Origin of the sequence: Sphingomonas sp. SAFR-052, assembly GCF_051965015.1 — a bacterium.
In the GTDB taxonomy this organism is placed as follows: Bacteria; Pseudomonadota; Alphaproteobacteria; order Sphingomonadales; family Sphingomonadaceae; genus Sphingomonas.
The window spans coordinates 470595-494495 of record NZ_JBQCMO010000002.1 but is presented as its reverse complement, the minus strand read 5'-3'; the positions used below and the strand labels follow the sequence as shown (position 1 = coordinate 494495).

The 23901-nt window shown below is 67.9% G+C and carries 23 protein-coding genes and 1 tRNA gene; 11 read left to right on the top strand and 13 right to left on the bottom strand.

Annotated elements, in window-relative coordinates:
- Window positions 1-315: 315 nt before the first annotated feature.
- A complete protein-coding gene (locus ACTHQV_RS05475; protein ID WP_440488794.1) occupies window positions 316-1644 on the top strand; it encodes an amidohydrolase in 1329 nt (442 codons plus the stop codon).
- Window positions 1645-1803: 159 nt separating this feature from the next.
- On the opposite strand, the gene glsA is transcribed toward ACTHQV_RS05475, so the two are convergent.
- The 5 genes from glsA to gspL form a co-directional block, all read right to left on the bottom strand.
- Window positions 1804-2718, bottom strand: coding sequence for a glutaminase A (gene glsA, locus ACTHQV_RS05470; protein ID WP_440488792.1), 915 nt, complete (start codon window positions 2716-2718; stop codon window positions 1804-1806).
- A gap of 119 nt (window positions 2719-2837) precedes the next feature.
- The gene (locus ACTHQV_RS05465) at window positions 2838-4064 is read right to left on the bottom strand and encodes a type II secretion system F family protein (RefSeq protein WP_440488790.1); all 1227 of its coding nucleotides are present in this window, start codon (window positions 4062-4064) and stop codon (window positions 2838-2840) included.
- A 166-nt stretch (window positions 4065-4230) separates the two neighbouring features.
- The gene (locus tag ACTHQV_RS05460; protein ID WP_440488789.1) at window positions 4231-5712 is read right to left on the bottom strand and encodes a GspE/PulE family protein; all 1482 of its coding nucleotides are present in this window, start codon (window positions 5710-5712) and stop codon (window positions 4231-4233) included.
- A complete protein-coding gene (gene gspM, locus ACTHQV_RS05455) occupies window positions 5709-6203 on the bottom strand; it encodes a type II secretion system protein GspM (RefSeq protein WP_440488787.1) in 495 nt (164 codons plus the stop codon). Before gspM ends, ACTHQV_RS05460 begins: the two co-directional genes overlap by 4 nt.
- Window positions 6200-7285 carry a type II secretion system protein GspL gene (gene gspL, locus ACTHQV_RS05450; protein WP_440488786.1) on the bottom strand — a complete coding sequence of 362 codons (1086 nt, stop codon included), beginning with the start codon at window positions 7283-7285 and terminating at the stop codon, window positions 6200-6202. The genes gspM and gspL overlap by 4 nt, the downstream gene beginning before the upstream one ends.
- 67 nt (window positions 7286-7352) lie before the next feature.
- Here gspL and gspG point away from each other — a divergent pair, with 67 nt between their 5' ends.
- The 5 genes from gspG (at window position 7353) to gspD (ending at window position 11599) form a co-directional block, all read left to right on the top strand.
- Window positions 7353-7805, top strand: a complete 453-nt coding sequence (gene gspG, locus ACTHQV_RS05445; RefSeq protein ID WP_440488785.1) for a type II secretion system major pseudopilin GspG — start codon at window positions 7353-7355, stop codon at window positions 7803-7805.
- Window positions 7802-8272, top strand: coding sequence for a prepilin-type N-terminal cleavage/methylation domain-containing protein (locus ACTHQV_RS05440; RefSeq protein WP_440488889.1), 471 nt, complete (start codon window positions 7802-7804; stop codon window positions 8270-8272). The genes gspG and ACTHQV_RS05440 overlap by 4 nt, the downstream gene beginning before the upstream one ends.
- Window positions 8273-8346: 74 nt before the next feature.
- On the top strand, window positions 8347-8766 hold the full coding sequence (gene gspI / locus ACTHQV_RS05435; RefSeq protein ID WP_440488784.1) for a type II secretion system minor pseudopilin GspI: 420 nt from the start codon (window positions 8347-8349) through the stop codon (window positions 8764-8766).
- Window positions 8763-9545 carry a type II secretion system protein N gene (locus ACTHQV_RS05430; protein WP_440488782.1) on the top strand — a complete coding sequence of 261 codons (783 nt, stop codon included), beginning with the start codon at window positions 8763-8765 and terminating at the stop codon, window positions 9543-9545. Before gspI ends, ACTHQV_RS05430 begins: the two co-directional genes overlap by 4 nt.
- An 11-nt stretch (window positions 9546-9556) precedes the next feature.
- Complete coding sequence (gspD, locus tag ACTHQV_RS05425; RefSeq protein WP_440488781.1) at window positions 9557-11599, top strand: type II secretion system secretin GspD; 2043 nt, start codon at window positions 9557-9559, stop codon at window positions 11597-11599.
- Window positions 11600-11696: 97 nt separating this feature from the next.
- On the opposite strand, the gene ACTHQV_RS05420 is transcribed toward gspD, so the two are convergent.
- Window positions 11697-14222 carry an alkaline phosphatase PhoX gene (locus tag ACTHQV_RS05420; RefSeq protein WP_440488888.1) on the bottom strand — a complete coding sequence of 842 codons (2526 nt, stop codon included), beginning with the start codon at window positions 14220-14222 and terminating at the stop codon, window positions 11697-11699.
- 190 nt (window positions 14223-14412) lie between these two features.
- Between ACTHQV_RS05420 and ACTHQV_RS05415 the strand changes: the two genes are divergently transcribed.
- Genes ACTHQV_RS05415 through ACTHQV_RS05405 form a run of 3 tightly spaced genes read left to right on the top strand, consistent with a single transcriptional unit; the run spans window position 14413 to window position 15820 of the window.
- On the top strand, window positions 14413-14967 hold the full coding sequence (locus ACTHQV_RS05415) for a hypothetical protein (RefSeq protein WP_440488779.1): 555 nt from the start codon (window positions 14413-14415) through the stop codon (window positions 14965-14967).
- A complete protein-coding gene (locus ACTHQV_RS05410) occupies window positions 14964-15413 on the top strand; it encodes a hypothetical protein (protein ID WP_440488778.1) in 450 nt (149 codons plus the stop codon). The genes ACTHQV_RS05415 and ACTHQV_RS05410 overlap by 4 nt, the downstream gene beginning before the upstream one ends.
- The gene (locus ACTHQV_RS05405) at window positions 15401-15820 is read left to right on the top strand and encodes a hypothetical protein (RefSeq protein ID WP_440488776.1); all 420 of its coding nucleotides are present in this window, start codon (window positions 15401-15403) and stop codon (window positions 15818-15820) included. Before ACTHQV_RS05410 ends, ACTHQV_RS05405 begins: the two co-directional genes overlap by 13 nt.
- On the opposite strand, the gene ACTHQV_RS05400 is transcribed toward ACTHQV_RS05405, so the two are convergent.
- The 5 genes from ACTHQV_RS05400 to ACTHQV_RS05380 all read right to left on the bottom strand — a co-directional run bounded on the left by ACTHQV_RS05400 (window position 15811) and on the right by ACTHQV_RS05380 (window position 19031).
- Entirely contained in the window at window positions 15811-16512 is a 702-nt protein-coding gene (locus ACTHQV_RS05400; protein ID WP_440488774.1) for a hypothetical protein, read from the bottom strand. The genes ACTHQV_RS05405 and ACTHQV_RS05400 overlap by 10 nt on opposite strands.
- Window positions 16513-16571: 59 nt before the next feature.
- Window positions 16572-17192 (bottom strand): ATP-binding cassette domain-containing protein, encoded by a 621-nt coding sequence (locus ACTHQV_RS05395; protein ID WP_440488772.1) that lies wholly within the window; start codon window positions 17190-17192, stop codon window positions 16572-16574.
- Complete coding sequence (modB, locus tag ACTHQV_RS05390; protein WP_440488770.1) at window positions 17182-17874, bottom strand: molybdate ABC transporter permease subunit; 693 nt, start codon at window positions 17872-17874, stop codon at window positions 17182-17184. The genes ACTHQV_RS05395 and modB overlap by 11 nt, the downstream gene beginning before the upstream one ends.
- On the bottom strand, window positions 17871-18629 hold the full coding sequence (gene modA / locus ACTHQV_RS05385) for a molybdate ABC transporter substrate-binding protein (protein ID WP_440488769.1): 759 nt from the start codon (window positions 18627-18629) through the stop codon (window positions 17871-17873). Before modA ends, modB begins: the two co-directional genes overlap by 4 nt.
- Window positions 18630-18695: 66 nt before the next feature.
- Window positions 18696-19031, bottom strand: coding sequence for a phasin family protein (locus ACTHQV_RS05380; RefSeq protein ID WP_440488767.1), 336 nt, complete (start codon window positions 19029-19031; stop codon window positions 18696-18698).
- Window positions 19032-19047: 16 nt separating this feature from the next.
- Here ACTHQV_RS05380 and ACTHQV_RS05375 point away from each other — a divergent pair, with 16 nt between their 5' ends.
- Window positions 19048-19353 (top strand): hypothetical protein, encoded by a 306-nt coding sequence (locus tag ACTHQV_RS05375; RefSeq protein WP_440488766.1) that lies wholly within the window; start codon window positions 19048-19050, stop codon window positions 19351-19353.
- Between the two features lie 299 nt (window positions 19354-19652).
- Here ACTHQV_RS05375 and lepA read toward each other — a convergent pair whose 3' ends face one another.
- The gene (lepA, locus tag ACTHQV_RS05370; RefSeq protein WP_440488764.1) at window positions 19653-21461 is read right to left on the bottom strand and encodes a translation elongation factor 4; all 1809 of its coding nucleotides are present in this window, start codon (window positions 21459-21461) and stop codon (window positions 19653-19655) included.
- 165 nt (window positions 21462-21626) lie between these two features.
- On the opposite strand from lepA, the gene ACTHQV_RS05365 reads away from it, so the two are divergent.
- A tRNA-Pro gene (locus tag ACTHQV_RS05365) sits at window positions 21627-21703 on the top strand.
- A 165-nt stretch (window positions 21704-21868) separates the two neighbouring features.
- Here ACTHQV_RS05365 and ACTHQV_RS05360 read toward each other — a convergent pair.
- Complete coding sequence (locus ACTHQV_RS05360; RefSeq protein ID WP_440488762.1) at window positions 21869-23338, bottom strand: glycoside hydrolase family 125 protein; 1470 nt, start codon at window positions 23336-23338, stop codon at window positions 21869-21871.
- Window positions 23339-23901 lie beyond the last annotated feature (563 nt).

Here is a 23901-nt window from a genome sequence, read left to right as displayed (position 1 = left end):
ACATTCGGGGCGGGCGGTTTTGCGATTCACGCGAAGGGCGCGAAGCAGAAGGAATTGGTTCGCGCAGAGACGTGGAGGAGATTTGGTGACCGGTCAGCGATCGTCCCGCCCCGCACGTCACCCCAGCGCAGGCTGGGGTCTGCCGGTTGTAAAGCGCGCGCCTCACCGCGAGAGATGCCAGCCTTCGCTGGCATGACGAGTTCCGGCGTTCGTCCGGCAGCTAATTCCCTCCGCGCCTTCGCGCCTTCGCGTGAACCAAATCCCCCTCGACACCCGCTCCGAACCCGATAGCTTGGCGCACAAAGGGGAACCCAAATGCGCCAACTGATCGCCACCGCCGCCTGCCTGTTCGCCGCGACGCCGGCCATGGCCGAACCCGACTGGGCGCCCGCCGTGCGCGCTGATTACAAGGCGTCGCTGGGCCAAATGTGGGACTGGTTCCACCGCAACCCCGAATTGTCGTTCAAGGAGGTGAAGACCGCCGAGCGCATGGCGACCGAACTGCGCGCCGTGCCCGGCATGCAGGTCACCACCGGCGTCGGCGGCACCGGCGTCGTCGGGATGCTCAGGAACGGTGCCGGACCGACCGTGCTGGTCCGCGCCGACATGGACGGGCTGCCGGTCGAGGAGAAATCGGGCCTGCCCAATGCCAGCAAGGCGCGCCAGGTCGGCGTCGACGGGGTCGAGGCGCCGGTGATGCACGCCTGCGGCCACGACACCCACATCACCGCGATGGTCGGTACCGCCCGCCGGCTGGCGGCGCTGAAGGATCGGTGGAAGGGCACGATCGTCTTCATCGTCCAACCCGCCGAGGAACGCGTCGGCGGGGCGAAGGCGATGCTGGCCGATGGTCTGTACAGCCGCTTCCCCAAGCCCGATTACGCGCTCGCCTTCCACGTCGCCGCCGGGCTGCCCGCCGGCATGGTATCGGCGTCGGAGGGCATTCAATATTCGTCGTCGGACTCGGTCGATATCGACGTGCCCGGCATCGGCGCGCACGGCGCCAGCCCGCATGCCGGCAAGGACCCGGTCTATATGGCGTCGCAGCTGGTGATCGCGCTTCAAGGCCTTATCAGCCGCGAACGCCAGCCGCTCGATCCCGGCGTCATCACCGTCGGGTCGTTCCATGCCGGCCTCAAGCACAATATCATCAGCGACATGGCCAAGCTGCAGGTGACGGTGCGCGCCAATGACGAGAGTACGCGCAAGCAGCTGCTCGACGGTATCCAGCGCGTGACCACCGGCATCGGTACGCTGAACGGTATGCCTGCCGATAAAATGCCGACCGCAAAGGTGATCGAGGGGACGCCGACCACGATCAACGACGCCCCCCTCGCCCGCCGCCTGAACGCAGTGATGGCGACGACACTGGGCGCGAAGAATGTCGTGCCGTTCGAACAGACCGGCATGGGCGCAGAGGATTTCGCCTATCTGGTCCAGCCGGATTCGAAGGTGAAGGGCTATTATTTCGCGGTCGGCGGGACGCCGATGGCGGACATCACCGCGGCAAAGAATGGCGGGCCGCCGGTGCCGTCGCACCACTCCCCGCTGTTCAAGGTCGCGCCGGAGCCGTCGATCGTGACCGGCACGATCGCGATGACCGCGGCGGTGCTGGATCTGCTGGGGCCGCAGTCGGGGAACTGACCTACCCACCCCGTTCGGTTCGAGCAGCTTCGAGCCTGTCGAGAAGCGTCCGTCGAGAACGCCCTGCTTGGGGCAACCCCTTCTCGACTTCGGTTCTCGACAGGCTCGAACCTCCGCTCGAAGCAAACGGGTGGGGTGGATAAGGCGGCAAGCCCCCCCCTACCCGAACACCGACCAGTCCGCCTTGTCCGCCAGCAACTCCAGCGCGCGGACCCCCAGGATCGAATTGCCCTGCCGGTCGAGATTGTTCGACCATACCGCGATCGACGCGACCTGCGGCACGATGGCGAGGATACCGCCCCCTACCCCGCTCTTGGCCGGCAGTCCGACGCGATAGGCGAAGTCGCCCGATCCGTCATACTGCCCGCTGGTCGTCATCAACGACAGCAACCGCCGCGTCCGCTTGGCGCGCTTGTCGCCTTCGGCATCGCCGGTCCGCGCGGTGCGGGTCAGGAACAGCCCGGCCTTGGCCAGCGACTTCGCATCAATCTCGATCGCGCATTGGTGGACATAGGCCTCCATCACGTCGTCGATTTCGCAATGCAGATTGCCGTGATGCTTGGCGAAACTCATCATCGCGCGGTTGAGGTCGCCGCCGGTACGGCCGGTTTCCAGCACGTCCTGGTTCAGGATCACCTCGGCCAGCCCCGCCTCACGGCCCACGAAGTCGACCACGGCGCGGGCGCAATCGTCGCCCTTGTGCTCGACCAAGATGTCGCACACCACCAGCGCCCCGGCGTTGATGAACGGGTTGCGCGGCACGCCCTTGTTGCGTTCGAGGTCGACGATCGAGTTGAACGGATCGCCGGACGGTTCGCGTCCGACGCGCTTAAACAGCTGGTCGCCGCATGCCTCCAGCGCCAGTTCGAGCGCGAAGACCTTGGCGATGCTTTGGAGCGGAAAGCGGATATGCGAATAGCCGCCATGGTACAGCGCGCCATCGGGCGTCGCCACCGCCATGCCGAACCAGTCGGGCGGATAGTCGTGGCCCGCTTCGGCGGCCGCCTCGATCTCGGCGGCGTTAGCGGTGATCTCCTCCGTCACCTCGGCGACGATGCGGGCGAGGTCGGTCATGGCAATTCCTTGTCTAGCAAAGCGTCGCCCCAGCGTAGGCTGGGGCATCCCTCCGCATGAGCGCGCGCTCCCGTGGAAGGATATCCCAGCCTGCGCTGGGATGACGTTCCCCTACAACCCTATATCTGCACCAGATTGTTCAGGTTGATGATCGGCAGCAGGATCGCCAGCACCATCATCAGCACCAGCCCGCCCATCAGCAGCAGCACCATCGGTTCGACAAGCGCGACCAGCGTCGCGACCAGCGCGTCGAGTTCACGCTCCAGTTCGCCCGACGCGCGGTCGAGCGCGGGCGCGAGCCGCCCCGACGTCTCGCCCGAGGCGACGATCGCGACCAGCATCGACGGAAAGATTTCCGCCTCCGCCATCGCCGCGCGCAGCGACAGCCCTTCACGCACGCGGGCGGCGACGGTCAGCGCTTTGTCGCGGACGAAGCGGTTGGGGGTGACGGCGGCAGCGGCGTGGAGCGCCTCGACCAGAGGCACCGCGCTGCCGACCAATGTCGCGAGGCTGCCGGCGAAGCGTGCGGCATTGTGCTGCCGACTAAAGCGGCGGAACGGCGCGCGCGTCGCCAGCCGCTTGTCCACGGTCAGCCGGTTGCGCGGTACCCGCAACCACCGCGCGCCGACGAGGAACAGCACCAGCCCCGCCACCGCGACATATAGCCCGTAATTCTGGATGAAGGCCGACAGGGCGATCAGCGCGCGGGTCAGGAACGGCAACTCCGCCCCGCGCGACACGAACACGCGGACGATATCGGGCACGACATAGACCATCAGCAGCACCATCATGCCGAAGCTGACCGTCGCCAGCAGCGCCGGATAGAGCAGCGCCAGCTGCATCTTCTGGCCATTGGCCTGCCGTGTCTCGACGAAATTGGCGAGGTGGTTGAGCACGTCGGGCAGCCGCCCCGACTGTTCGCCCGCCGCAACCGAGGCGCGGTAGAATTCTGGGAATGCCTTTGGGTGCCGCCCTAGCCCCTGCGCGAAGCTGCGCCCGTCGAGGATCGCGGCGCGCACGTCGAGCAGCAGCGCGTTGACCGCCGCATTGTCGGCCTGTCCCGCGACGATGCGCAGCGATTCCTCGATCGAGATGTCGGAGCCGACCAGCGTCGCAATCTGTCGGGTGAGCGTCGCCAGCGCCTTGGCCGACACGCCGCGCCGGAACAGACGGGGCAGCTGGATGCTGCCGAGCTTGGGCCCGCGTTCGGCGGCTTCCTCGACCGACAGCGGTAGTTCGCCGCGCTCGCGCAGCAACGCGCGGGCGGCGGCGGGGCTGGAGGCTTCGATCACGCCCTTGATGGTCGCGCCGCTGCGCGATGCCGCACGGTAGGTGTAGGCGGTCATTCTCTACTGCCCACCATCAACGAACCCGTTCGGTTCGAGTAGCGATCGAGCTTGTCGAGAGCGCGTATCGAGAACGGGGTTCCGCTGGGCGAGAGTTCTCGACAGACGCTTCTTGACAAGCTCGAAGCTGCTCGAACCGAACGGAGTAATTCAGGAATGGGGTTGCTCACCCCTCCTCCCGCACGACCCGCGCGACCTCCTCGACCGTCGTAACCCCGACCTTCACCTTCGCGACACCATCATCCAGGAGTGCCGGATTATCGACCCGCGCCGCGCGTTCCAGCTCCGCCTCCGCCACCCCGTTGTGGATCATCGCCTGCAACCGGTCGTCAACCGCGACGACCTCGTACAGCCCGGCGCGCCCGCGATAGCCCTCGTGGTGGCACGCCTCGCACCCACCCTTGCGCCAAACTTTCTTGCCCGGTTTGATCGCCCCACCCAGCAGCGCGCTGTCGGCGTCGGTGGCGCGGTCCTGCCAGCGGCAATGGATACACAACCGCCGCACCAGCCGCTGCGCGACCAGCCCGACCAGCATCGGCGCCAGCAGATACCGCTCGACCCCCATGTCGATCAGCCGCGTGACCGATCCGATCGCGGTGTTGGTGTGCAGCGTCGACAGGACGAAATGCCCGGTCATCGACGATCGTACCGCGGTCTGCGCCGTTTCCTGATCGCGGATTTCGCCGACCATGATGACGTCGGGATCCTGCCGCAGGATCGCGCGCAGTCCCCGCGCGAAGGTCATGTCGGTGCGCGGATTGACCTGCGTCTGCGCGATGCCGGCCAGTTCATACTCGATCGGGTCTTCGACCGTCATCACGTTGCGGCGGCGATCGTTCAGCCGGGTCAGCGCGGTATAGAGCGTCGTCGTCTTGCCCGATCCGGTAGGCCCGGTGACCAGCAACAACCCGTGCGGCCGCTCCAGCAGCCGCGCGAACACCGCCTCGTCGCGCTCAGACATGCCCAGGCCCGCCAGGTCGAGCATCATGCCGCCGCGCTCGAGCAGGCGCAGCACCACCCGCTCGCCATGCTGGGTCGGCATCGTCGATACACGCGCATCGACGTCATGCCCGCCGATGCGCAACGTCACGCGACCGTCCTGCGGCGTACGGCGCTCGGCGATGTCGAGCTTCGCCATGACCTTGATCCGGCTGACGAGCAACGGAGCGAGCGCGCGCGGCGGCTCGACGATGTCGCGCAGCACGCCATCGATGCGGAAGCGGACGACGAGGCGCTTTTCCTGCGTCTCGACATGGACGTCGGACGCGCCTTCCTTGATCGCTTCCAGCAACAGCGCGTTGATGAGGCGGATGACCGGCGAATCGTCGCGCGCGTCGAGCAGGTCGTCGACCGCCGCCGCGCTGTCGGCCAGCGCCGCCAGATCGGTCTCGGCCAGTTCGATATCGGCCGCGGTCGAGGCGCTGCCGCCATAGCTTGCCTGCAACGCCGCATCGAACGCGGCGTCGTCCAGCGCGACGAAGGGAATGCCGGGCGCGACCCGCTGTACCTCGAGCATCGCATCCAGCGTCGCATCGCCGCGATGGACGCATTCCATGCCGCTCGCGCCCAGCCGGATCAGCACGCCGCCCTTGCGCGCATAGCCATAGGGCAGGCGGACCGGTTCGGCATGGAGCAGCGTGTCGGTCATGGCTGGAACTCCACGGTCGCGTTGACCCGGCCCGACGTCGACCCGCGCTGCATCGTCACCCGCCGCACGTTGATCGTGCTGGTCGATGCGACCGAACTGAGCCACGTCACCACCGCCGGATAGGGCGCGTCGGTCAGCGTCGCGGTGACGCCGCCATTCGTGTCCGCCAGCACCGGCTGCAACCCGGCGGTCGTCGCGGCCGACGCGATGACCGTTTGCGGCGGTCCGGCCGCGGCCGTGGGGGCTACGCTCTCCAGCCGCCCGGCGGCGCGGACGCGCGCCATCAGCGTCTCGGCCTGACGGATATCAGCACGCGCCTGCGCCCGTGCCGCCTGTACCGGCTTGACCACGCCATAGACCAGCACGACCCCAGCGAGCAGCACCGTCAGCGTTCCGACCAGCACCCGCTCGCGCGTGGTCAGCCCCTGCCACCAGCCATCGAACCGGGCCAGTGCCGCTTCGATGCGGGCGCTCCTGCGTACGACGATCATGCCCCGCGCGCCACGATGCGCAGTGCCCCGCCCGGCTGGGCGCTCACCTGTGCCGCGATTCCCGCTGCCGACAATGCAGCGCGCAGCCGGTCGGCCATGCCGGTTTCGGGCGACTGGCAATCGAGGGTCAGTGCGTTTCCTTCGAAATCCATGCGGTTGACCACCAATGCCGGTCCGATCGGCGACAGCGCCCCGGCAACGCGCGACAGCAGCGGCACGAACCGGTTGCTGCCGGTCGGGCGCGGCAGCAGGTCGGCGACGCGGACCATGAAATCATCGCCGCCGGTCGGCACCGACGGCGCGGTCGTCGCGACCAGCTGTTGCAACGCCGCCTGCCGCCGCGCAGCGATCCGTTCGAGCATCAGCGTGTCGGCGATGGCGATCACGCCATGCGCCAGCGCCGCCGCGCCGAGAATCATCGCCACCTTGCGCGTCGTGCTCGGCCACGCCGTCCGACGGCGGGCATAGGCGCCCTGTCGCAGATCGATCGGCGCCGCGGCGATGCGTTCGGCAAGCGGCGCGGGCGGGAAAGCGGCGCCATCGCCCGCCATCGCCTCCGGCAGCGGCTCGCCGAGCGCCTGCACCACCGGTCGCCCTGCCGCCTCCCATGCCGCGGCCAGCATCGGCAGCGGAATGGCGAAACCGGTGGCGTCGGCGGCACGGACCAGCGCCCGCCCGCCGGTCACTTCGACGCTCCACCCCTCGACCGGTGCCGGCAGCGTCAACGCATCTGGCACGAACGCCGCGGCCTCGATCCCGACGGCTTCGGCGATGGCCACCCATTCGGCCATGACGCTGTGCCGCACCACTGCGGCCAGATAGCGCCGCTCGCCGATCGCATCGCCCAACGCCAGATGGACCGCGTCGATCGGATCGGCGATCCGGTCTTCGACCGCGAAGGGCAATGCCGCCAGCCGCTTGGCCCGGTTGGGCAGCGGCAGGTCGACGGCGAGCAGAAGGACCGATTCGGACGGCACGAGCAAGGTTGTTGCGGGGACCGTGCCATCGACTAAGATGGCGGCGCCGCCCGCGACAGCCCACACGCCGGCGGCCGGACCGGCGGGGGCGGGTTCGATTGTCACAATGGCTTCATCGTGTGGACGCATTGGGGCGTGGATGCGCATCTTATTCCGAAAGTTTCGTGACACCTTGGCCGCGAACCCCGCCGCCCGCAAGGCTTCTGTCCCCGACCGCGAGGCCGGGCTGACGCTGGTCGAAATGATCGTCGTGCTGGCGATCATCGCGCTGGTCGCGGCGCTGATCGTGCCGAACGTCATCAACCGCCCCGATCAGGCGCGGGTGACGACCGCCGGCACCGACATCAAGTCGATCTCCGCCGCGCTCAAAATGTACCGGCTGGACAATGGCGACTACCCGACGACGACGCAGGGGTTGCAGGCGCTGGTCGAGAAACCGACCCAGCCGCCGGTGCCCGGCGCCTATCCGCCCGACGGCTATCTGTCGCAGATGCCGCAGGACCCGTGGGGCAATCCGTACGTGTACGAATCGACCGGCGGTCGCTTCACGATTCGGTCGCTCGGGAAGGACGGCAAGCCCGGTGGCGAGGGGCTCGACGCCGATATCGACGGGACGGCGCGCTGACCCTGCCCCGCCGCCCGGTTCGCGATGCCGAACGGGGCATGACCCTGATCGAGATGCTGATCGTCCTCGCCATCATCGGCGTGGCGGCAGGGGCGGTCAGCCTAGGCATCGGTGCCGCGACCCGCGCGCCCAATGTCGAAGCAGAGGCGCGGCGCTTCGCCGTGCGGCTGCAGGCGGCGGCGGACGACGCGATGCTCGGCGACCAGCTGATCGCACTGACCACCGAAACGCACGGCTATGGCTTTGCGCGGGTAAGTGCGAAGGGACTGGTCCCGCAGACCGAGGGGCCGCTGGCATTCCACACCTTGCCCGGCGGGATGGTGATGACGCTCGACACCGCACCGCCGGTGATCCTCGGCGTCGACGGCACCGGACAAGCGCTGGGCGCGACGATCAGCGGCGGGGATCAGACGTGGCGGGTGCGCTATGACGGCATCACCGCCCGCGCCACGAAGGTGACGCAGTGATCCTCCTCATTACATGGGGAGGGGGACCAGCCATAGGCTGGTGGAGGGGCGTCGCCGCAAGCGCTGCCGTTGCATTGCGCCGCTCCCCCCCTCCACCATCCGCTACGCGGACGGTCCCCCTCCCCGCAGGCGGGGAGGATTTGGGACAAGCCGGCTTTTCTTTGATCGAGGCGATGGTGGCGCTGGCGGTATTGGCGATCGCCACGGTAGGGCTGATCGGCGCGGTCGAGCAGCATGTCGATTCGACCCGCGGCGTCGAACGCCGTGCGATCGCGATGTGGGTGGCCGAAAACCGGCTCGCCGATTTGGAAGTGGGGACGCCGGAGGCGAATGCGGAGTCGGTCGACATGCTGGGACGGCAATGGAGCGTGGCGGTGAGCCGGACCGCGACCAGCGATCCCGCGCTCGACCGGGTGACGATCAGCGTCGCCCCGGCGGGGGAGGCCGCGCCCATGGCCCGGCTCGACGGCTTTCTGCGCAAGGACGCGGCATGATCGTCGTCGAACGGCTCCGCTGGCGCGAACGCTGGGTCGACTGGCTCGCCGCCGCCGCGATCGTCTCGGTCGCCTTCGCGCTTGCCGGCCTCGTCTGGCGGATCGCCGGCCATGCCGGCACCGGCGCGATCACCGTGCCGAGCGAGGCGCGCACCCGCGCGGTCACCATCGACACCGGGCCGGCGGTTGCGTGGCAAGCCTTTGGCAGCCCGACCGCCGCCGATGCGACCAACCCGACTGGCATACAGGCGGTATTGAAGGGCGTAGTCTTTGCCCGGCCCGCCGAACTGTCGGTCGCGTTCGTGTCGGTCGGCAACGAACCGGCCAAGCCGGTCAAGCCGGGCGATGCGCTGGCCGGCGCACAGGTGACCGAGATCCGCCGCGACCGCATCATCCTGAACAATGGCGGCCGGCTCGAATATCTTGCCTTCCCCGATCCGTTCGGACAGGCGACACCGACCCCCGGTCAGTCTGCCCCCGCGCCCGTCATCGGCCAGACCGCGCCTGCCCCCGCCGCCCCCAGCGTCGCTCCCCCGCCCAGCGCGCAGGCGGTGCTGTCCCGCCTGAACGCCACGCCGGTCGCGGGCGGCTATGCGATCGGGGCCAACCCGCCGCCCGGCATGCGTGCGGGCGACGTCGTCCAGTCGGTCAACGGTGCCGCCATGACCGACCAGTCGGCGGTCAACGCCGCCATCGCCGGTGCCGCCGCATCGGGACAGGCACAGGTCACCATCCTTCGCGACGGCAAGCCGATCACCGTCTCCATTCCCATCCGTTAGGGTTTCCTCCCGTGCGCCACCCCTTCGTTTCCGCGTTCCTGTCCCTTACGCTCGCCGCGACCAGCCTGTCGCCGGTCGCCGCGCAGACGCAGCCGGCCGACATCGTCGTCAACATGCGCGGCGTCGAGATCGCCGATGTCGCCGATCAGATCAGCCGCATCACCGGCCGCACGCTGATCCTCGACCCGACGGTCAAGGGGCAGGTGACCGTCACCTCCGCCGAACCGCTGTCGCCGGCGGGGGTGTGGGAACTGTTCCAGTCTGTGCTGCGTGCCAACGGCTTCGCCGCGGTCCGTTCCGGATCGGCATGGCGGATCATTCCGCAGGCCAATGCGGTGCGCGACGGCGGGGTGCGCGGGCGCGGCGTCGGCGGGCAGGAACTGACCACGCGGATGGTGCGGCTGTCGAACGTGCCCTCCGCCGATGCCGCGCGGATCGTCCGGCCGCTGGTTGCCAGTTTCGGCAGTGTCGAACCGCTGACGCAGCCCAATGCGATCGTCGTCACTGACTATGCCGACAATGTTCGCCGGATCGAGGCGCTGGCCCGCTCCCTGGACGGCGGCGGCGGGTCGACCTTTGCCACGATCACGCTCCAGAACGGCAACGCCGCCGATATCGCGACGGCGATGCAGGCGGTGCTCGGCGAAGGCGGCGCGCGGGTTGCGGGCGATCCGCGCAGCAATACCATCCTCGTGCGCGGCACGCCGGCGGGCGTCGCCGAGGCGCGGCGCATCGCCCAGTCGCTCGACGCGCGCGGCAGCGGCGCAGCACCCTCGACCCGCGTATTCCGCCTGAACTATGCCGATGCCGAAAGCGTGACCGAGGTCCTGCGCGGCATTCTCGGCCAGCAGCGATCGGCGTCGAACCCGGTCGCGCGCAGCCTCTCGACCACCAGCCAGCGCAACAATGCCGGTGCGGCGCTGTCGGGCCTGATTGCCAATGGCGGGGCGAGCGCGGCGGGGATCGCCGCGGCCAGCGGCATCGGCGCGAACGCCGGCGGCAGCATCAGCACCGTCGGCCAGAACCAGCCGACGACTCCGGCACAGGGCTTCACCACCCCCGACATCACCGTCCAGCCCGCCCCCGACATCAACGCCGTCGTCGTGCGCGGCACCCCCACTGCGATCGCGCAGATCGAACGGCTGATCCCCGACCTCGACGTCCGCCGTCCGCAGGTGCTGATCGAGGCGGCGATCGCGGAGATCACCGGTCAGGACGCCGAACAGCTGGCCGTACAGATCGGCACGTCGGGTGCGGCGCTGACCCGGGTCGAAGGGGTCGCGACGTCGTTCGACAATGGTGGCGCGTCGCTCGGCGGAATCCTGCGCGCGCTGGGCGTGCCGGCGGGCAATCTGCTCGGCAGCGGCATCACCGGCAATATTGGCATCGGCAACGATTTCTCGATCCTCGTGCAGGCACTCAGCCAGTCGACCAAGGCCAACCTGCTTTCGACGCCGCAGATCACGGTGCTCGACAACAAGCTCGGCGAGTTCGTCGTGGCGCAGGAGGTTCCGTTCGTCACCGGATCGATCCTGACCGGCAACGGCACCGCCAACCCCTATACCACCATCGAACGCAAGGATGTCGGCATTACCTTGCGCGTCCTGCCGCGAATCAATGCCGGCGACACGATCCGGCTGGAGGTCAGCCAAGAAGCGTCATCGATCGCCCCGACGCAGGTCAGCGGCGCGGCGGACATTATCACCAACAAGCGCTCGGCCAACACCACGGTCCTCGCCGACAATGGGCAGACGATCGTGCTCGGCGGCCTGACCAGCGACGACTATCAGCGCGTCCGCAGTCAGGTGCCGATCCTCGGCGACATTCCGATCGTCGGCGAATTGTTCAAGGGCCGCAACGAAAGCCGTCAGAAGCGCACGCTGTTCGTGTTCCTGAAACCCACGATCCTGCGCGACGGTGCCGACGCGGCGGCAGCGGCAAAGAACCGTTACGACCGCTTGCGGCAGGAAGAGGTACTGCAGGGCGAGAAGCGCAGCCTGTTGCTCAATCCCCCCGCCCCGCGCCTGACGATGGAAATCGACGGGATCTATTGAGCGGCATCGCCCGGCTGGCGGCCGCCGCCGGGCAATCGATACGGAAACGGGCGGCGGCCTTTCGACCACCGCCCGTCCGTCTGCGCCGAACGATCGCTTACAGCGCGACCACGCCGCCATCGTCCTTGGTGATGACGACCGTCGCCGACCGCGGGCGGACGCCCTTGGTCACTGCGCCGTTCGCCGGAGTAGTGCCGGCCGCGACCGGCGGCCAGTTGCTGGTCGGCGCGTCGAAGCGGCCGCCTTCGCCCGGATGCTGGATGTTCACGAACAGCGAGCGGCCGTCCGGGGTCGATTCGATGCCAGTGATCTCGCAATCGACCGGCCCGACCAGGAAACGGCGCATGGTCGTGCCCGGTGCCTTGCCGATGCGGGTCGTCGCGGTGCTGGTCGCCGACACGCCGGTATTTGTGATGGTGCGCGTGCCGCCGTCACCGACCGTCCCCGGCATCGCCGCCAGCATCATGCAGTTGGTGACGTCGGTATAGGCGCCGTCGTCGGTCTGGATCCACAGCACCGGGGTGACCTGACCCGCCGCATTGGTCGGCGCGCTGAACCACAGGCCGTCCGGGCTGGAAAAGTCGTTGGTCGCATCCAGTCCCGACAGGTTGATGTTGGTGGGATCGAGATCGGCCCCCGATCCGAACGCATAGACGTCCCAGGTGAAGCGCGTCGCCTCGGTCGTGTCGCCGGCTTCGCGCAGCCGGACGATATGGCCGTTGGCATTGCCGGTCGAGCGGAAGCCGTTGGTCTGCGGATCGATGTACGACCGCGGGTTGGCGGCATCGACATTGGCCGGAGTGCGCGACGAATTGTTGGTCAGCGTGCAATACATCTCGCCGGTCGCCGGATTGACCGCGGTCCATTCGGGACGGTCCATCCGCGTCGCACCCACCGCATCGCCCGCCAGACGGCAATGGGTCAGCACATCGGCCTGATCGGCAAACGAATAGAGCGTGTTGGCCGGCGTCAGGCCGTTCTGCCCGAACACCAGCGCAATCCATTCGCCCGACCCGTCGGCGTTGAACTTGGCGACGTACAGCGTACCGTTGTCGAGATACTTGTCGCCGATCGCCAGCCGGTTCGACTGGGTCGCATCCGCCGCAGCCCATGCGGTGTTCGACACGAATTTGAAGATATATTCGTTCTGCGCGTCGTCGCCCATGTAGAAGGCAGGCTTCACGCCGGCGATGACGCGGCCGGGGCAGCAGCCTTCATGGTTCATCCGGCCCAGCGCGGTGCGCTTGCGCGGGGTCGAGGTCGGATCATAGGGATCGATCTCGACGCACCAGCCATATTGATTGGGTTCGTTGCGGAAATCGCCGGTGCCGTTCGCCGTCTGGGTCGGATCGACCGTCGCGTTGAACTTGCGAATCAGCGTCTGGCCAGCGGTGACTTCGGCCGCGGTCGTCCAGCTATGGTTGCCGGCGCGCAGCGTGTCGCCGCTCGACGTGTTCAGACCATAGCGGGCGAACGCCTGCACCGACTTCGCGCCCAGCGCCGCGCTGCGCCGCGCATTGTCACCGGCATCGCGCCGGTAATAACCCGCCCAATTCTCTTCGCAGGTCATATAGGTGCCCCACGGCATATGGCCGTTGGCGCAGTTGTTGATCGTGCCGCGCCCGCTGGTCCCATCGGGCGAATAGGCGGTGAACAGTAGCGCGTTACCGCGCACCGGACCGCTGATCGTGGTCGGGGTTAACGGGGTGATGCGCCGGTTCAGTGCCGACGACTGGACATAGCTCCACCCGCCGGTCGATGCGCGGGTCACCTCGACCACCGACACGCCGTGGCACTCGATCTCCTTCACGACTTCGGCGGTCGGGCGGACGCCGTTGACCGTGGTCGGGCCGTTCGGGTGCAGATAGGTGCGGGTGATGTTCTCGTGGTTCATCACCAGCAAACCGCGCGTCGAATTGTTCGCGTCGCGGGTATTGCCGCTGGCGGCGAGGCCAAAATAGCTCATGCCGTCATGATGGTCGCCGGCCCGGTTCGAATAGCCGGTGTCGGTGCCGTCGTTGGCAAAGGCCGGGGTCGCCGCGGTCAGCGGATCGCCAAGCTTGTAGATGACGCTGGCGGTATAGCCGGTCGGCACGACGACGGTGTCGGCGAGGCTGCGGCCGACTGCCGTAAAGCCCAGCGTCGGCGGCGCGACGGCGACGGTGATGTCGGTGGTGCTGGTCGCGCCCTTCACATCGGTCGCAGCATAGCGGAAGACGAGGTTGGTGCTGGTGCTGACGGCGGGTGCGATGAAGGTCGCGGTGCCGGTATTGGCGTTCGACAGCGCGACGGCCGGCCCCGACACCTGCGTGAACGCCTGGGTGACGATCGCATTGTCGTCGGTCGCGGTGCCGGTCAGCGTGACGACGCGGCCACCCGTGGTCGCGCCGCTCGACGTGCCGCCGACGACCGGCGGGGTGTTGTCGATGCCCTGCACCTTGTCGTCGCAGGCGGCGAGCAGCGAGCCGCCGAACACGGCGACCGCCGCGGTCGACGCACCGCCGCTCAGCGCCTGCCGCCGCGAATAACGCTGGTCGACCAGATCGTGGAGGCTCGGGCCCGTGCTCGGGTTCGTTTCGATATCGCCGTCGTCGTAATCGATGATGAGGTCGTTGTTCGCCATGAAATCCCCGCAAAATTCCGGAAGCCGGCCCGGCCGGCGTCCCTCCCCGACCCGCGTTGGCGCAAAGCTGCGACACGGCGATTGCGGATCGAAGACGATCGCGTGGCGGATTGAAGACGGTTCGATGACGAACGGACCGAACCCCGATGCCGCTTGTGCCGTCCCCGCTGCCGGGCGTAGGGAACGGGGCATGGCCGACCCCCGTCCCGCCAATGACAGCGCGCCCGTCCGGCCGAGCCTGTTCGACCGTGCACTGGGGGCGGCACGGCCGGCACCGCGCACGACGGATCCGGCCCCCACGCCGGTCGCGCGGCCGCGTCCCGACCGGGCGGCGATCCTGCTTGCGGTCGCGATCCTCGCCACACCGCTGCTGACGCTGGCTGGTGCGACACTGACGACCGCGCAGGTTCGTCGCGAGACGCAGGCGCTGACCGATCGTGCCGCCCCGGCCGTCGCCGCGCGCGCGACACGCGACCGTGCCCGCGCCGTGCTGGCCGGCGCGTGGAACGGCCCGACGCTCGGCGCGACGCTGGAGGCGATCGCCCGCGCCCTGCCCGACGACGCCGCGCTGCTCCGCGTCGAGCGGGACACCGGTCCGTTGAACATCGACATCCTCGCCCCCGATCCCGATCGCACCCTCTCTGCGCTGCGCCGCGATCCGGCGCTCGGCGGGTTGCGCGCCGTCGCACAGAGCCGCGCGGACGGCGACGGGCGGATGCGGATTACGCTGGAACAGCCGCGATGAGGGCGCACTTCCCGTTGATCGCGCTGGGGATCGCCGCGTTGCTCGCCGTGCCGACCGCCAATGCGCTCGCCGATCTGGCCACCGCCCGCGCCGATCGCGCCGCCGCCCGCGCCGAGGCTACCGCGCCCCCCGCGCCGGTCACCGTCATCGCCGCGACCTCTCCCGCCGACGATGCCGAGGATGCCGCACGCCGGCTTGCCACGCGCATCCGCGCTGATGCCGCGCGCGGCGGGGTGCTGATCGAAAGCCTTGCCGCCGATCCCGCCGCGCCTGTCCCGCTCGCCATCCTGACGCTGCGCGCGTCGGGCAGCGAGAAGGCGGTGGTAGCGTTCGCCGACAACCTAGAGCGCGACGGGCCGCCGGTGCGGATGGCGGCATGGCGGCTGACTGCGGCACCCGGCGGCGTGCGGCTCGATGCGCGGCTGGTGGCGCCATGGCGGGGCTGAGCCTGCGCGAGCACGGCCTGATCGCCGCGGCGGTGCTGGTGGTGCTTACGCTGCCGCCGTGGCTGCTGCGCGACACCGATACTGGCGGGGCATCGCCACCGAACGTGGCTCCACTCGCTGCGCCTGCCACCCCGCCCCCCTTACGCGCAGCCTTTGCCCGGACGCTGTTCGCGCCGCCCGCCGCCGATGCGCTGCCCGACGACGCGCCGGTCCTGCTGGGCGTGGTCGGCCGGCTCGACCGCGATGCCGTCGCGCTGGTGCGCGGCGCGGAGGGCACGCGTAGCCTGTCGCCGGGCGACAGCATCGACGGCTGGCAGCTGCGCAGCCTCGCGATCGACGCCGCCTATTTCACCCGCGGCGGACAGACGACGCGCGTGCCGATGCCGGGCAACGACGATCAGCGATAGGCCAGCCGCACCCGCGCTTCGTTGGTCAGCGTGCGGTCGGACAAAGGCGCTTCGTACGATGTCAGCTTCGCCGACAGTCGCAATGCCCGCGTAACACCCGAACCCGACGCCGTCGCGCTGGCCAGCGGATGTTCGACCATGTGATAGAAGCCGAACCGTTTGCTGGCACATCCGCCGATCGCGTCGAACATCCCGATCAACGGCATCGCCAGCAACGACGCATCCGCCCTGGCCATCGACACCATGACTCGGCATTGCGCGCGCAGATCGCCCAGCCGCCGGTCCTCGATGCTGGTACCGATCGACAGGATGATCGGGCGCAAGCGCATGCCCTGCGACTGGGCCGGCGCGGTCAAGAACCAGCGTCCGGCGGGCAAGGTTGCAAACGCCACCCGGCCATCGTCGTCGATCGTCACCGGCAACTGCCGCCCCGCTCCGTCGGTCAGTGCCAATCCGACGCTGGTCGCCGATACCCGGTTGGGGCCGCGCCACAACTCGAACCGCAGCGTCCCCTGCGGCGCATAGCTCGCGCGATCCTCGGCAAAGCGCCGCTGGGCCGCGCGCAGCAGTTTCGCGTCGACGCGCAGCGGCTTACCGGCGACGACGACGATATCCGGGCCATCGGGTTCGCTGTCCTGCGCCATGGCCGGTGCCGCCATAGCCATCGCCGACACTACAGTAACCAACCGCATGTCCGAACTCCCGATCGTTTCGGACGCGACATCACCTGCCAATTACGGCAGTATGATGGTCACATCGCGACGATACGCGTCGCCAGCCGCTCCGCCTCCGCCGCGTCATGCGTCACGTACAGGATCGGCAGCCGCAACGTGTCGCGCAGCCGCTCGATCGCGGTCATCACCTCCTCGCGCCGGGCACGGTCGAGCGAGGCGAGCGGTTCGTCCATCAACAGGAACCGCGCGCCCGACAGCAGCGCCCGCCCGATCGCGACCCGCTTCGCCTCGCCGCCCGACAGCGTCGCCGGCCAGCGGTCGAGCAGATGTTCCAGCCCCAGCAGCGCGATCATGTCGTCATAGCCGATCGGCGGCGTGCCGCGCCGCATGCCATAGCGCAGATTGGCCGCGACCCGACGATGCGGGAACAGCCGCGGCTCCTGAAACACATAGCCGCAGCAGCGATCCTTCACCGCGATATCGATCCCGGCGGTACTGTCGAACAGCGTCGCACCCCCGACCCGGACATGTCCCGCGGCGGGGCGCAACAGCCCGGCGACCATGTTGAGCACGCTCGATTTGCCGACGCCCGACGGGCCGAACAGCACGGTCAGCCCGCTGTCCCGCCCGTCATCGGGCACCACCGCACCGACCACCGCCTCGCCCAGCCGCACGGTCACGTCGATGTTAAAGGACATGGCCACCCCGACCATTGCGCCGCGCCAGCCATTCGGACAGGACCAGCGCGATCAGCGACAGCGCCACCGACATGCCGGCAAGCCGGACCACGCCGGACTCGCCGCCCGGCACCTGCAGCGCGCTATAGATCGCGATCGGCAGCGTCGCGGTCTCGCCCGGCACATTCGATACGAAGGTGATCGTCGCCCCGAACTCGCCCAGTGCCCGCGCGAAGCCCAGCACCATGCCGGCCAGCACGCCCGGCAGGCTAAGCGGCGCGGTCACCGTCCAGAATACCCGCGCACGCCCGGCACCCAGCGTCCGCGCGACGCTTTCCAGCCGCCGGTCGACGCCCTCGATCGACAGCCGGATCGCACGCACCATCAGCGGCAACGCCATCACCGCCGCCGCGATCGCCGCGCCGGTCCAGCGGAACAACACGCTGACCCCGAACCACGCCTCCAGCCATGCCCCGATCGGTCCGGCTGGCGCGAAAGCCAGGAGCAACAGCCATCCGGTCACCACCGGCGGCAATACGAGCGGCAAATGGATAACCCCGTCGAGCAGCACCTTGCCCGAAAACCGCCCCCGCGCCAGCACCCATGCCAGCGCATAGGCGACCGGCAGTGCCGCCAGCATCGCCACGCCGCCGATCTTCAGCGACAGCAGGACGATCGCCCATTCGCTGGTTTCGAACGTCAACGCGTCGAGAAACCGTAGCGCACGAAGATCGCCTTGCCTACCGGGCTGACGAGGAAGCGGCGGAACCGCTCGCCCTCGACATTTTGCGACGCCTTCAGCCGTGCGATCGGATAGACGATCGGCGGGTGGCTCGCCGCCGGAAACACGCCGACGACCCGAACCTTGGCCGATGCCTTGGCATCGGTGGCATAAACGATACCGAGCGGCGCCGCGCCGCGTTCGACCAGCGCCAGCGCGGCGCGGACATTCTCGGCGCGCACCACCGACGGCGCGACGCGGTCCCACGCGCCCAGCCGGGTCAGCGCCGCCTTGCCATAGCGCCCGGCCGGCACCGCATCGGGATCGGCCATCGCCAGCCGCCCGCCGTTCAGCGCACGCGTCAAATCGACGCCCGGCCGCAACGCGACGCGGACCTTGCTCCCGGTCGGTGCCACCAGCACCAGCCGGTTGCCGAGCAGGTTCGCCCGGCTGTTCGGCGCGAGCAGTCCGCGCCGGTCGAGATCGTCCATCCACTCGACGTCGGCGGAAACGAACAGGTCGGCAGGCGCACCCGCTGCCGCCTGTCGTGCCAGCGCCGAGCTCGCGGCGAACGACAGGGTCGGGCGGACATGGCCGCGCTTGGCCCAAGCATCCGCCGCGGCGTTCATCGATTCCTGCAGGCTGGCCGCGGCCAGCACCACCGGCGGCTTCGATTGGGCATTTGCGGTTCCCGCCAGCGTCAGCACGGCGAACAGCCACAGGAACCAGTTCTTCATCCTACCCCCAATGCACGACCCATTCGTCGCAGCATCGACCGCGACCAACGATCCGGCATAGCGCGATCAGTTGCGCCCGGTCATCTGTCCCAGGGCGTTGCGACCGAACTGGGCGATCATTTCACCGACCTCGCGTGCCTGCGACATCGATCGCGATCCCTGTTCGCGCATATAGTCCGACTGGATTTTCATGACTTCGTTCAGGTCGCGGGCCTGGGCGGCGGCGCGCATCGCCTTGAACGCTTCCTGCGTGTTGGATTCGGCCTGCGACAGGATGGTCAGGCCGAGTTGCGATCCCTGTTCGGTCATCTGCGTGCCGGCCGCCTGCATCCGTTCGCCCGCAGCCTTCATCTGGTCGGTCGCCTGCTTCGCCGCATCGAACGAACGGTCGCTATCGGTCATCTACACTCTCCCTGTCGTGCCGAAACCGGCGTTCCGCCGACGTTCGAATCGAGGAAAGGTTCCACAGCAAAATGCGATCCGAATCACCGGGTACGGGTCGGACGCGAAACGTTTGCAGCCTTCAAGCCTGCTAATTTCCCTGCGGCAAACAGCATTGAAAAAAAATTTTCCGGCTGCCGCACTGCCGGAAGGCCATATCGCAGCTGCGAAATGCCGCTCAAAAAGTCGTTCCATTTTGGCACGTGCGGATGAAACCATGTTTTTGCGGCGCGGAAATTTCATTGTGCGCTGCAAGAAAAGCTCGGTTGGATCGGTAGTTTAGCGCGTTTGGTACGGTCGAGAAATTTGCAATCGTCCCGGTTTTGGAACAACCTGTCCCAGACAAGAACAAGGAGGGCGAGGATGCACACCAAATATTCCGGGCGGGCCACCATCGCCACGATGGTCGGGATGGCAGCGATCGGCTGGGCCGGGGTCGCACTGACCGTTCAGATGGTTCTGCGCGTTCTGGCATAAGCCGCCGGACGACCAACGAAAAGCGGCCGGTGCCTTTGAGGCGCCGGCCGCTTTCGTTTGTGCGCTATGGGCCTGATCCGGCGAAACCGGATCAAGCTCCAACGATCAGTTTTCGTCGCCCATGCGCAGCGCGGCGATGAACGCTTCCTGCGGGATGCTGACCGAGCCGTATTCGCGCATCTTCGCCTTGCCCTTCTTCTGCTTGTCGAGCAGCTTGCGCTTGCGGCTGGCGTCGCCGCCATAGCATTTGGCGGTCACGTCCTTGCGCATCGCGCTGATCGTCTCGCGCGCGATCACCTTGCCACCGATCGCCGCCTGGATCGGAATTTTGAACAGGTGGCGCGGGATCAGTTCCTTCAGCCGCTCGACCATGCCGCGCCCGCGGACCTCGGCGGTGCCGCGATGGACGATCATGGAGAGCGCATCGACCGGCTCCTCGTTGACGAGGATGCTCATCTTGACCAGATCGCCCTCGCGATAGCCGATCTGTTCGTAATCGAAGCTGGCATAGCCCTTCGACAGCGACTTCAACCGATCATAGAAATCGAACACAACCTCGTTGAGCGGCAGTTCGTACGTCGCCTGCGCCCGCCCGCTGACATAGGTCAGGTTCAGCTGGATGCCGCGCCGGTCCTGACACAGCTTCAGGATGCCGCCCAGATATTCGTCGGGGACATAGATCGTCGCCTTGATCCACGGCTCGCTGATCGTCTTGATCTTGTTGACGTCGGGCATGTCGGCCGGGTTGTGCAGGTCGATCTGCGTGATGCCGGCCGGATCGGGATGGGTCAGTTCGATCTGATACACCACCGATGGCGCGGTGGTGATGAGGTCGAGATCATATTCGCGCGTCAGCCGCTCCTGGATGATCTCCAGATGTAGCAGCCCCAGGAACCCGCAGCGGAAGCCGAAGCCCAGCGCCGCCGACGTCTCCATCTCGAAGGTGAAGCTCGCATCGTTCAGCCGCAGCTTGCTGATCGATTCGCGCAGCTTCTCGAAATCGGCGGCATCGACCGGGAACAGGCCGCAGAACACCACCGACTGCACTTCCTTGAACCCGGGCAGTGCTTCGGCGGTCGGGCGCTTGGCATCGGTGATCGTGTCGCCGACCATCGTCTGCGCCACTTCCTTGATCTGCGCGGTGATGAAGCCGATCTCGCCCGGACCAAGGTCGGGCAGCGACTCAATTTTGGGCCGGAATGCGCCGACCCGGTCGACCAGATGGGTCGTGTCCGCGTTCATGAACTTGATCTGCTGACCCTTGCGGATCGTGCCGTCGATCACCCGGATCAGGATGACGACGCCCAGATACGGGTCGTACCAGCTGTCGACCAGCATCGCTTTGAGCGGCGCATTCGCATCCCCCTTGGGCGCCGGGATCTGCGCGACGATCGCGTCGAGGATGTCGTCGATGCCGATCCCCGCCTTAGCCGATGCGAGGACCGCCCGCGACGTGTCCAGCCCGATCAGGTCCTCGATCTCGGCCTTCACCTTTTCCGGTTCGGCGGCGGGCAGGTCGATCTTGTTGATGACCGGAATGATCTCGTGATCATGCTCGATCGACTGATAGACGTTGGCTAGCGTCTGCGCCTCGACGCCCTGCGCCGCATCGACCACCAACAACGCGCCCTCGCATGCCGCCAGCGACCGCGACACTTCGTACGCGAAGTCGACATGGCCCGGCGTGTCCATCAGGTTCAGGACATGGCCTTTCCACTCCAGGCGCACCGTCTGCGCCTTGATGGTGATGCCGCGTTCCTTCTCGATCTCCATATTGTCGAGCACCTGCGCCGACATCTCGCGCTCGGCGAGGCCGCCGGTCCGCTGGATCAGCCGGTCGGCGAGCGTCGACTTGCCATGGTCGATATGGGCGATGATCGAGAAATTGCGTAAGTTTTCGAGCGGAGTGGCCACGGTCGCACAATCGATAGAGAGTAGGATGACTGCGCCCCTAGCAGTTTCCCGCCCAAAGCCAAACAGCGGCCATGCGAATCTCGCTTGCAGACCCCGATACCGCCCGCTATAGGCGCGCCTCCAAGCAACGGCAGGCGCGCTTTCGACGCCCCGCCGATACTCCGTCGGGGAGTAGCTCAGCCTGGTAGAGCACTGCCTTCGGGAGGCAGGGGCCGGAGGTTCGAATCCTCTCTCCCCGACCATTGGACAACTTCGGTATCATCCATCGGCCCTTGGGGTGATGGCACCCGGCAGTAGCAGAGGCCCTGGCCCGCACTGGCGCGACGTTCCGCAGTACCTGCCGTCGCGCAGCAACCGTGCGACGGGCAGCGCCGCCGGCACGGTTGCCGCGATCGGGCGATCATGCCTCAGACCCGGATCGTGTCGAGCGGCACCTTCAGCAGCTGCGGGCGGGTGGCGGCGATGTGCAGGATCAGTTCGCCGAACAGCCCGTTGGCCCAGGCGAACCAGTCGCGGCTGAACTTGGCGGCATCGTCCTTCTCGAACGCCTCGTGCATGAAGCCGGTGCCGGCATGGGTCCGCTTGAGCGTGGCGAGGCACCGAAGGATCGTCGCATCGTCGGTCGCGCTGAGCGCGCGGACGATCAGCGACATCGGCCAGATATAGTTCATGCCCTGATGCGGCCCGCCAATCCCTTCGCCGGCCGTGCCCTTGAAGAACCACGGATTGGCCTCACTCCACGCCGCCTTCGCGGTGCGCTGCCACCGGGCGTCGCCGGCCGGAACGCAGCCGAGCCACGCGAGGCTCGACAGCGAGGGCACATTGGCGTCGTCCATGAAGATCGCATTGCCATAGCCATCGACCTCATAGGCCCACACATCGCTGCCATCGGGCAGCCGCATCGTGCCGTGCTGCGCGACCGCCGCCGCGACCTCGTCGGCGAGCGCGGTCGCGTCCCGCGCCAGCGCATGGTCGTTGCGAGCTTCGCTGGCGACTTGCGCCATTTCGCGCAGCGTCGTCACCGCAAACAGGTTGGCGGGCACGAACAGCAGATACTGGCAGGCATCGTCGGACGGGCGGAAGCCCGAATGGATCATGCCGTTCTTGCGCGTCGGCGCGCCATAGCCGGCGAGCATCGTCTCGGTCGGCTGGCGGCTGGCGCGCTGGAACTTGTAAGGCCCCGGCCCGTCCTTGCGCTGCTGTTCGCGGAAGGTGCGCACGATCGCGCGCATCGCATCGGCCCACTTAGCGTCGAACGGCGTCGTATCGCGGGTCTGGGTCCAGTAGCCGTGCGACAGCCGCATCGAATAGCACAGCGAATCGATCTCCCATTTGCGCTCGGCGACGCCCGGCTTCATCTCGGTCTCGTCGGCCTTCGCCCATGCAAGCGACGTCGTGGCGGTCGGGTCCTCCATGAAGGCGTTGGCGTACGGATCGATCAGCACGCTGCGCGCGTGGCGGGCGATCAGCCCGCGGAACAACTCGCGCAGCTTTGCATCCCGCCCGGCCAGATGCAGATAGGATTTCACCTGCGCCGCCGAATCGCGCAGCCACAGGCAGGGGATGTCGCCGGTGATGACAAAACTGTCGGGCTTGCCGTCGACGACGCCCATCCGCACCGTCGTGTCGAGCGTGTTGGGATAGCAGTTGGCGAACAGCCACGCGACCTCCGGATCGGCGATCATCCGACTGACACGGGCAATCTCCTGCTCGACCGCCTTGCTGACGAAGCGGCGGTCGGCGGGGGCGGGACGCTTGCTGACATAGCCGCCCTTCGCCCCGGTCTGCGCGGCGGCGATCGGGGCGAGCGTGCCCGAGGCCAGCCCGGCTCCCAGCAGAGCGCCCTGCGTCATCAACGTGCGGCGGTCGGTAAGCATCGGACAGTCTCCGTAATCCAGAAGGTCGGCGGGTCGGGCGACCGCTGCCTGGCAATGACGGTCGATCCAGTGCCGATCCATCGGCGTCGTTGCAACCACGCTCGCGCTTCCGCGTCCTGTTCCCGCTGCGAAGGATCACTGTGCGTGGGCCTGCACCTTCGGCTCGACCTTTTCGCCTTGGGATACGGTCCGCGCCGAACAACCGCTGCTGACGCTGGTCCAGCCGCCGTCTACCACCGACGAGACGATCCGCTCGCTGATCGCCAGCGCGCGCGCCCTGCGGGCGATCGGCCAGTCGTCATAAGCGTGTCAGACGGACTTTGACGCGGCTTCTGGTTCGACGCCGATCGGCGCATAGCGGCGCCGGATATAGGTGCCGAGGCCGCCATAAGGGGGCATTGGCGGCGCTGGCCACCATCGCCGCGGGCGCTGCGTCGGCGTCGTAGCCGCGAATACCTTTTAGATCGGCATCGGTGATGACCATCGTCGCGGTGCTCGACCGGGGGCATCGCTATATCAGGCGGGTGACGCTGAACGGCATACCCGTTTCCTACTATGCCCTG

What these genes read in the sequence shown, in the direction of transcription:
- ACTHQV_RS05405 (WP_440488776.1), top strand. Translation starts at nt 15,401, where the DNA reads ATGGCGGGGCTGAGCCTGCGCGAGCACGGCCTGATCGCCGCGGCGGTG.
- ACTHQV_RS05460 (WP_440488789.1), bottom strand. Translation starts at nt 5,712, where the DNA reads ATGACCGACACGCTGCTCCATGCCGAACCGGTCCGCCTGCCCTATGGC.
- ACTHQV_RS05415 (WP_440488779.1), top strand. Translation starts at nt 14,413, where the DNA reads ATGGCCGACCCCCGTCCCGCCAATGACAGCGCGCCCGTCCGGCCGAGC.
- ACTHQV_RS05475 (WP_440488794.1), top strand. Translation starts at nt 316, where the DNA reads ATGCGCCAACTGATCGCCACCGCCGCCTGCCTGTTCGCCGCGACGCCG.
- ACTHQV_RS05420 (WP_440488888.1), bottom strand. Translation starts at nt 14,222, where the DNA reads ATGGCGAACAACGACCTCATCATCGATTACGACGACGGCGATATCGAA.
- modA (WP_440488769.1), bottom strand. Translation starts at nt 18,629, where the DNA reads ATGAAGAACTGGTTCCTGTGGCTGTTCGCCGTGCTGACGCTGGCGGGA.
- ACTHQV_RS05465 (WP_440488790.1), bottom strand. Translation starts at nt 4,064, where the DNA reads ATGACCGCCTACACCTACCGTGCGGCATCGCGCAGCGGCGCGACCATC.
- ACTHQV_RS05380 (WP_440488767.1), bottom strand. Translation starts at nt 19,031, where the DNA reads ATGACCGATAGCGACCGTTCGTTCGATGCGGCGAAGCAGGCGACCGAC.
- ACTHQV_RS05410 (WP_440488778.1), top strand. Translation starts at nt 14,964, where the DNA reads ATGAGGGCGCACTTCCCGTTGATCGCGCTGGGGATCGCCGCGTTGCTC.
- glsA (WP_440488792.1), bottom strand. Translation starts at nt 2,718, where the DNA reads ATGACCGACCTCGCCCGCATCGTCGCCGAGGTGACGGAGGAGATCACC.
- ACTHQV_RS05400 (WP_440488774.1), bottom strand. Translation starts at nt 16,512, where the DNA reads ATGCGGTTGGTTACTGTAGTGTCGGCGATGGCTATGGCGGCACCGGCC.
- ACTHQV_RS05430 (WP_440488782.1), top strand. Translation starts at nt 8,763, where the DNA reads ATGATCGTCGTCGAACGGCTCCGCTGGCGCGAACGCTGGGTCGACTGG.
- ACTHQV_RS05395 (WP_440488772.1), bottom strand. Translation starts at nt 17,192, where the DNA reads ATGTCCTTTAACATCGACGTGACCGTGCGGCTGGGCGAGGCGGTGGTC.
- gspM (WP_440488787.1), bottom strand. Translation starts at nt 6,203, where the DNA reads ATGATCGTCGTACGCAGGAGCGCCCGCATCGAAGCGGCACTGGCCCGG.
- ACTHQV_RS05360 (WP_440488762.1), bottom strand. Translation starts at nt 23,338, where the DNA reads ATGCTTACCGACCGCCGCACGTTGATGACGCAGGGCGCTCTGCTGGGA.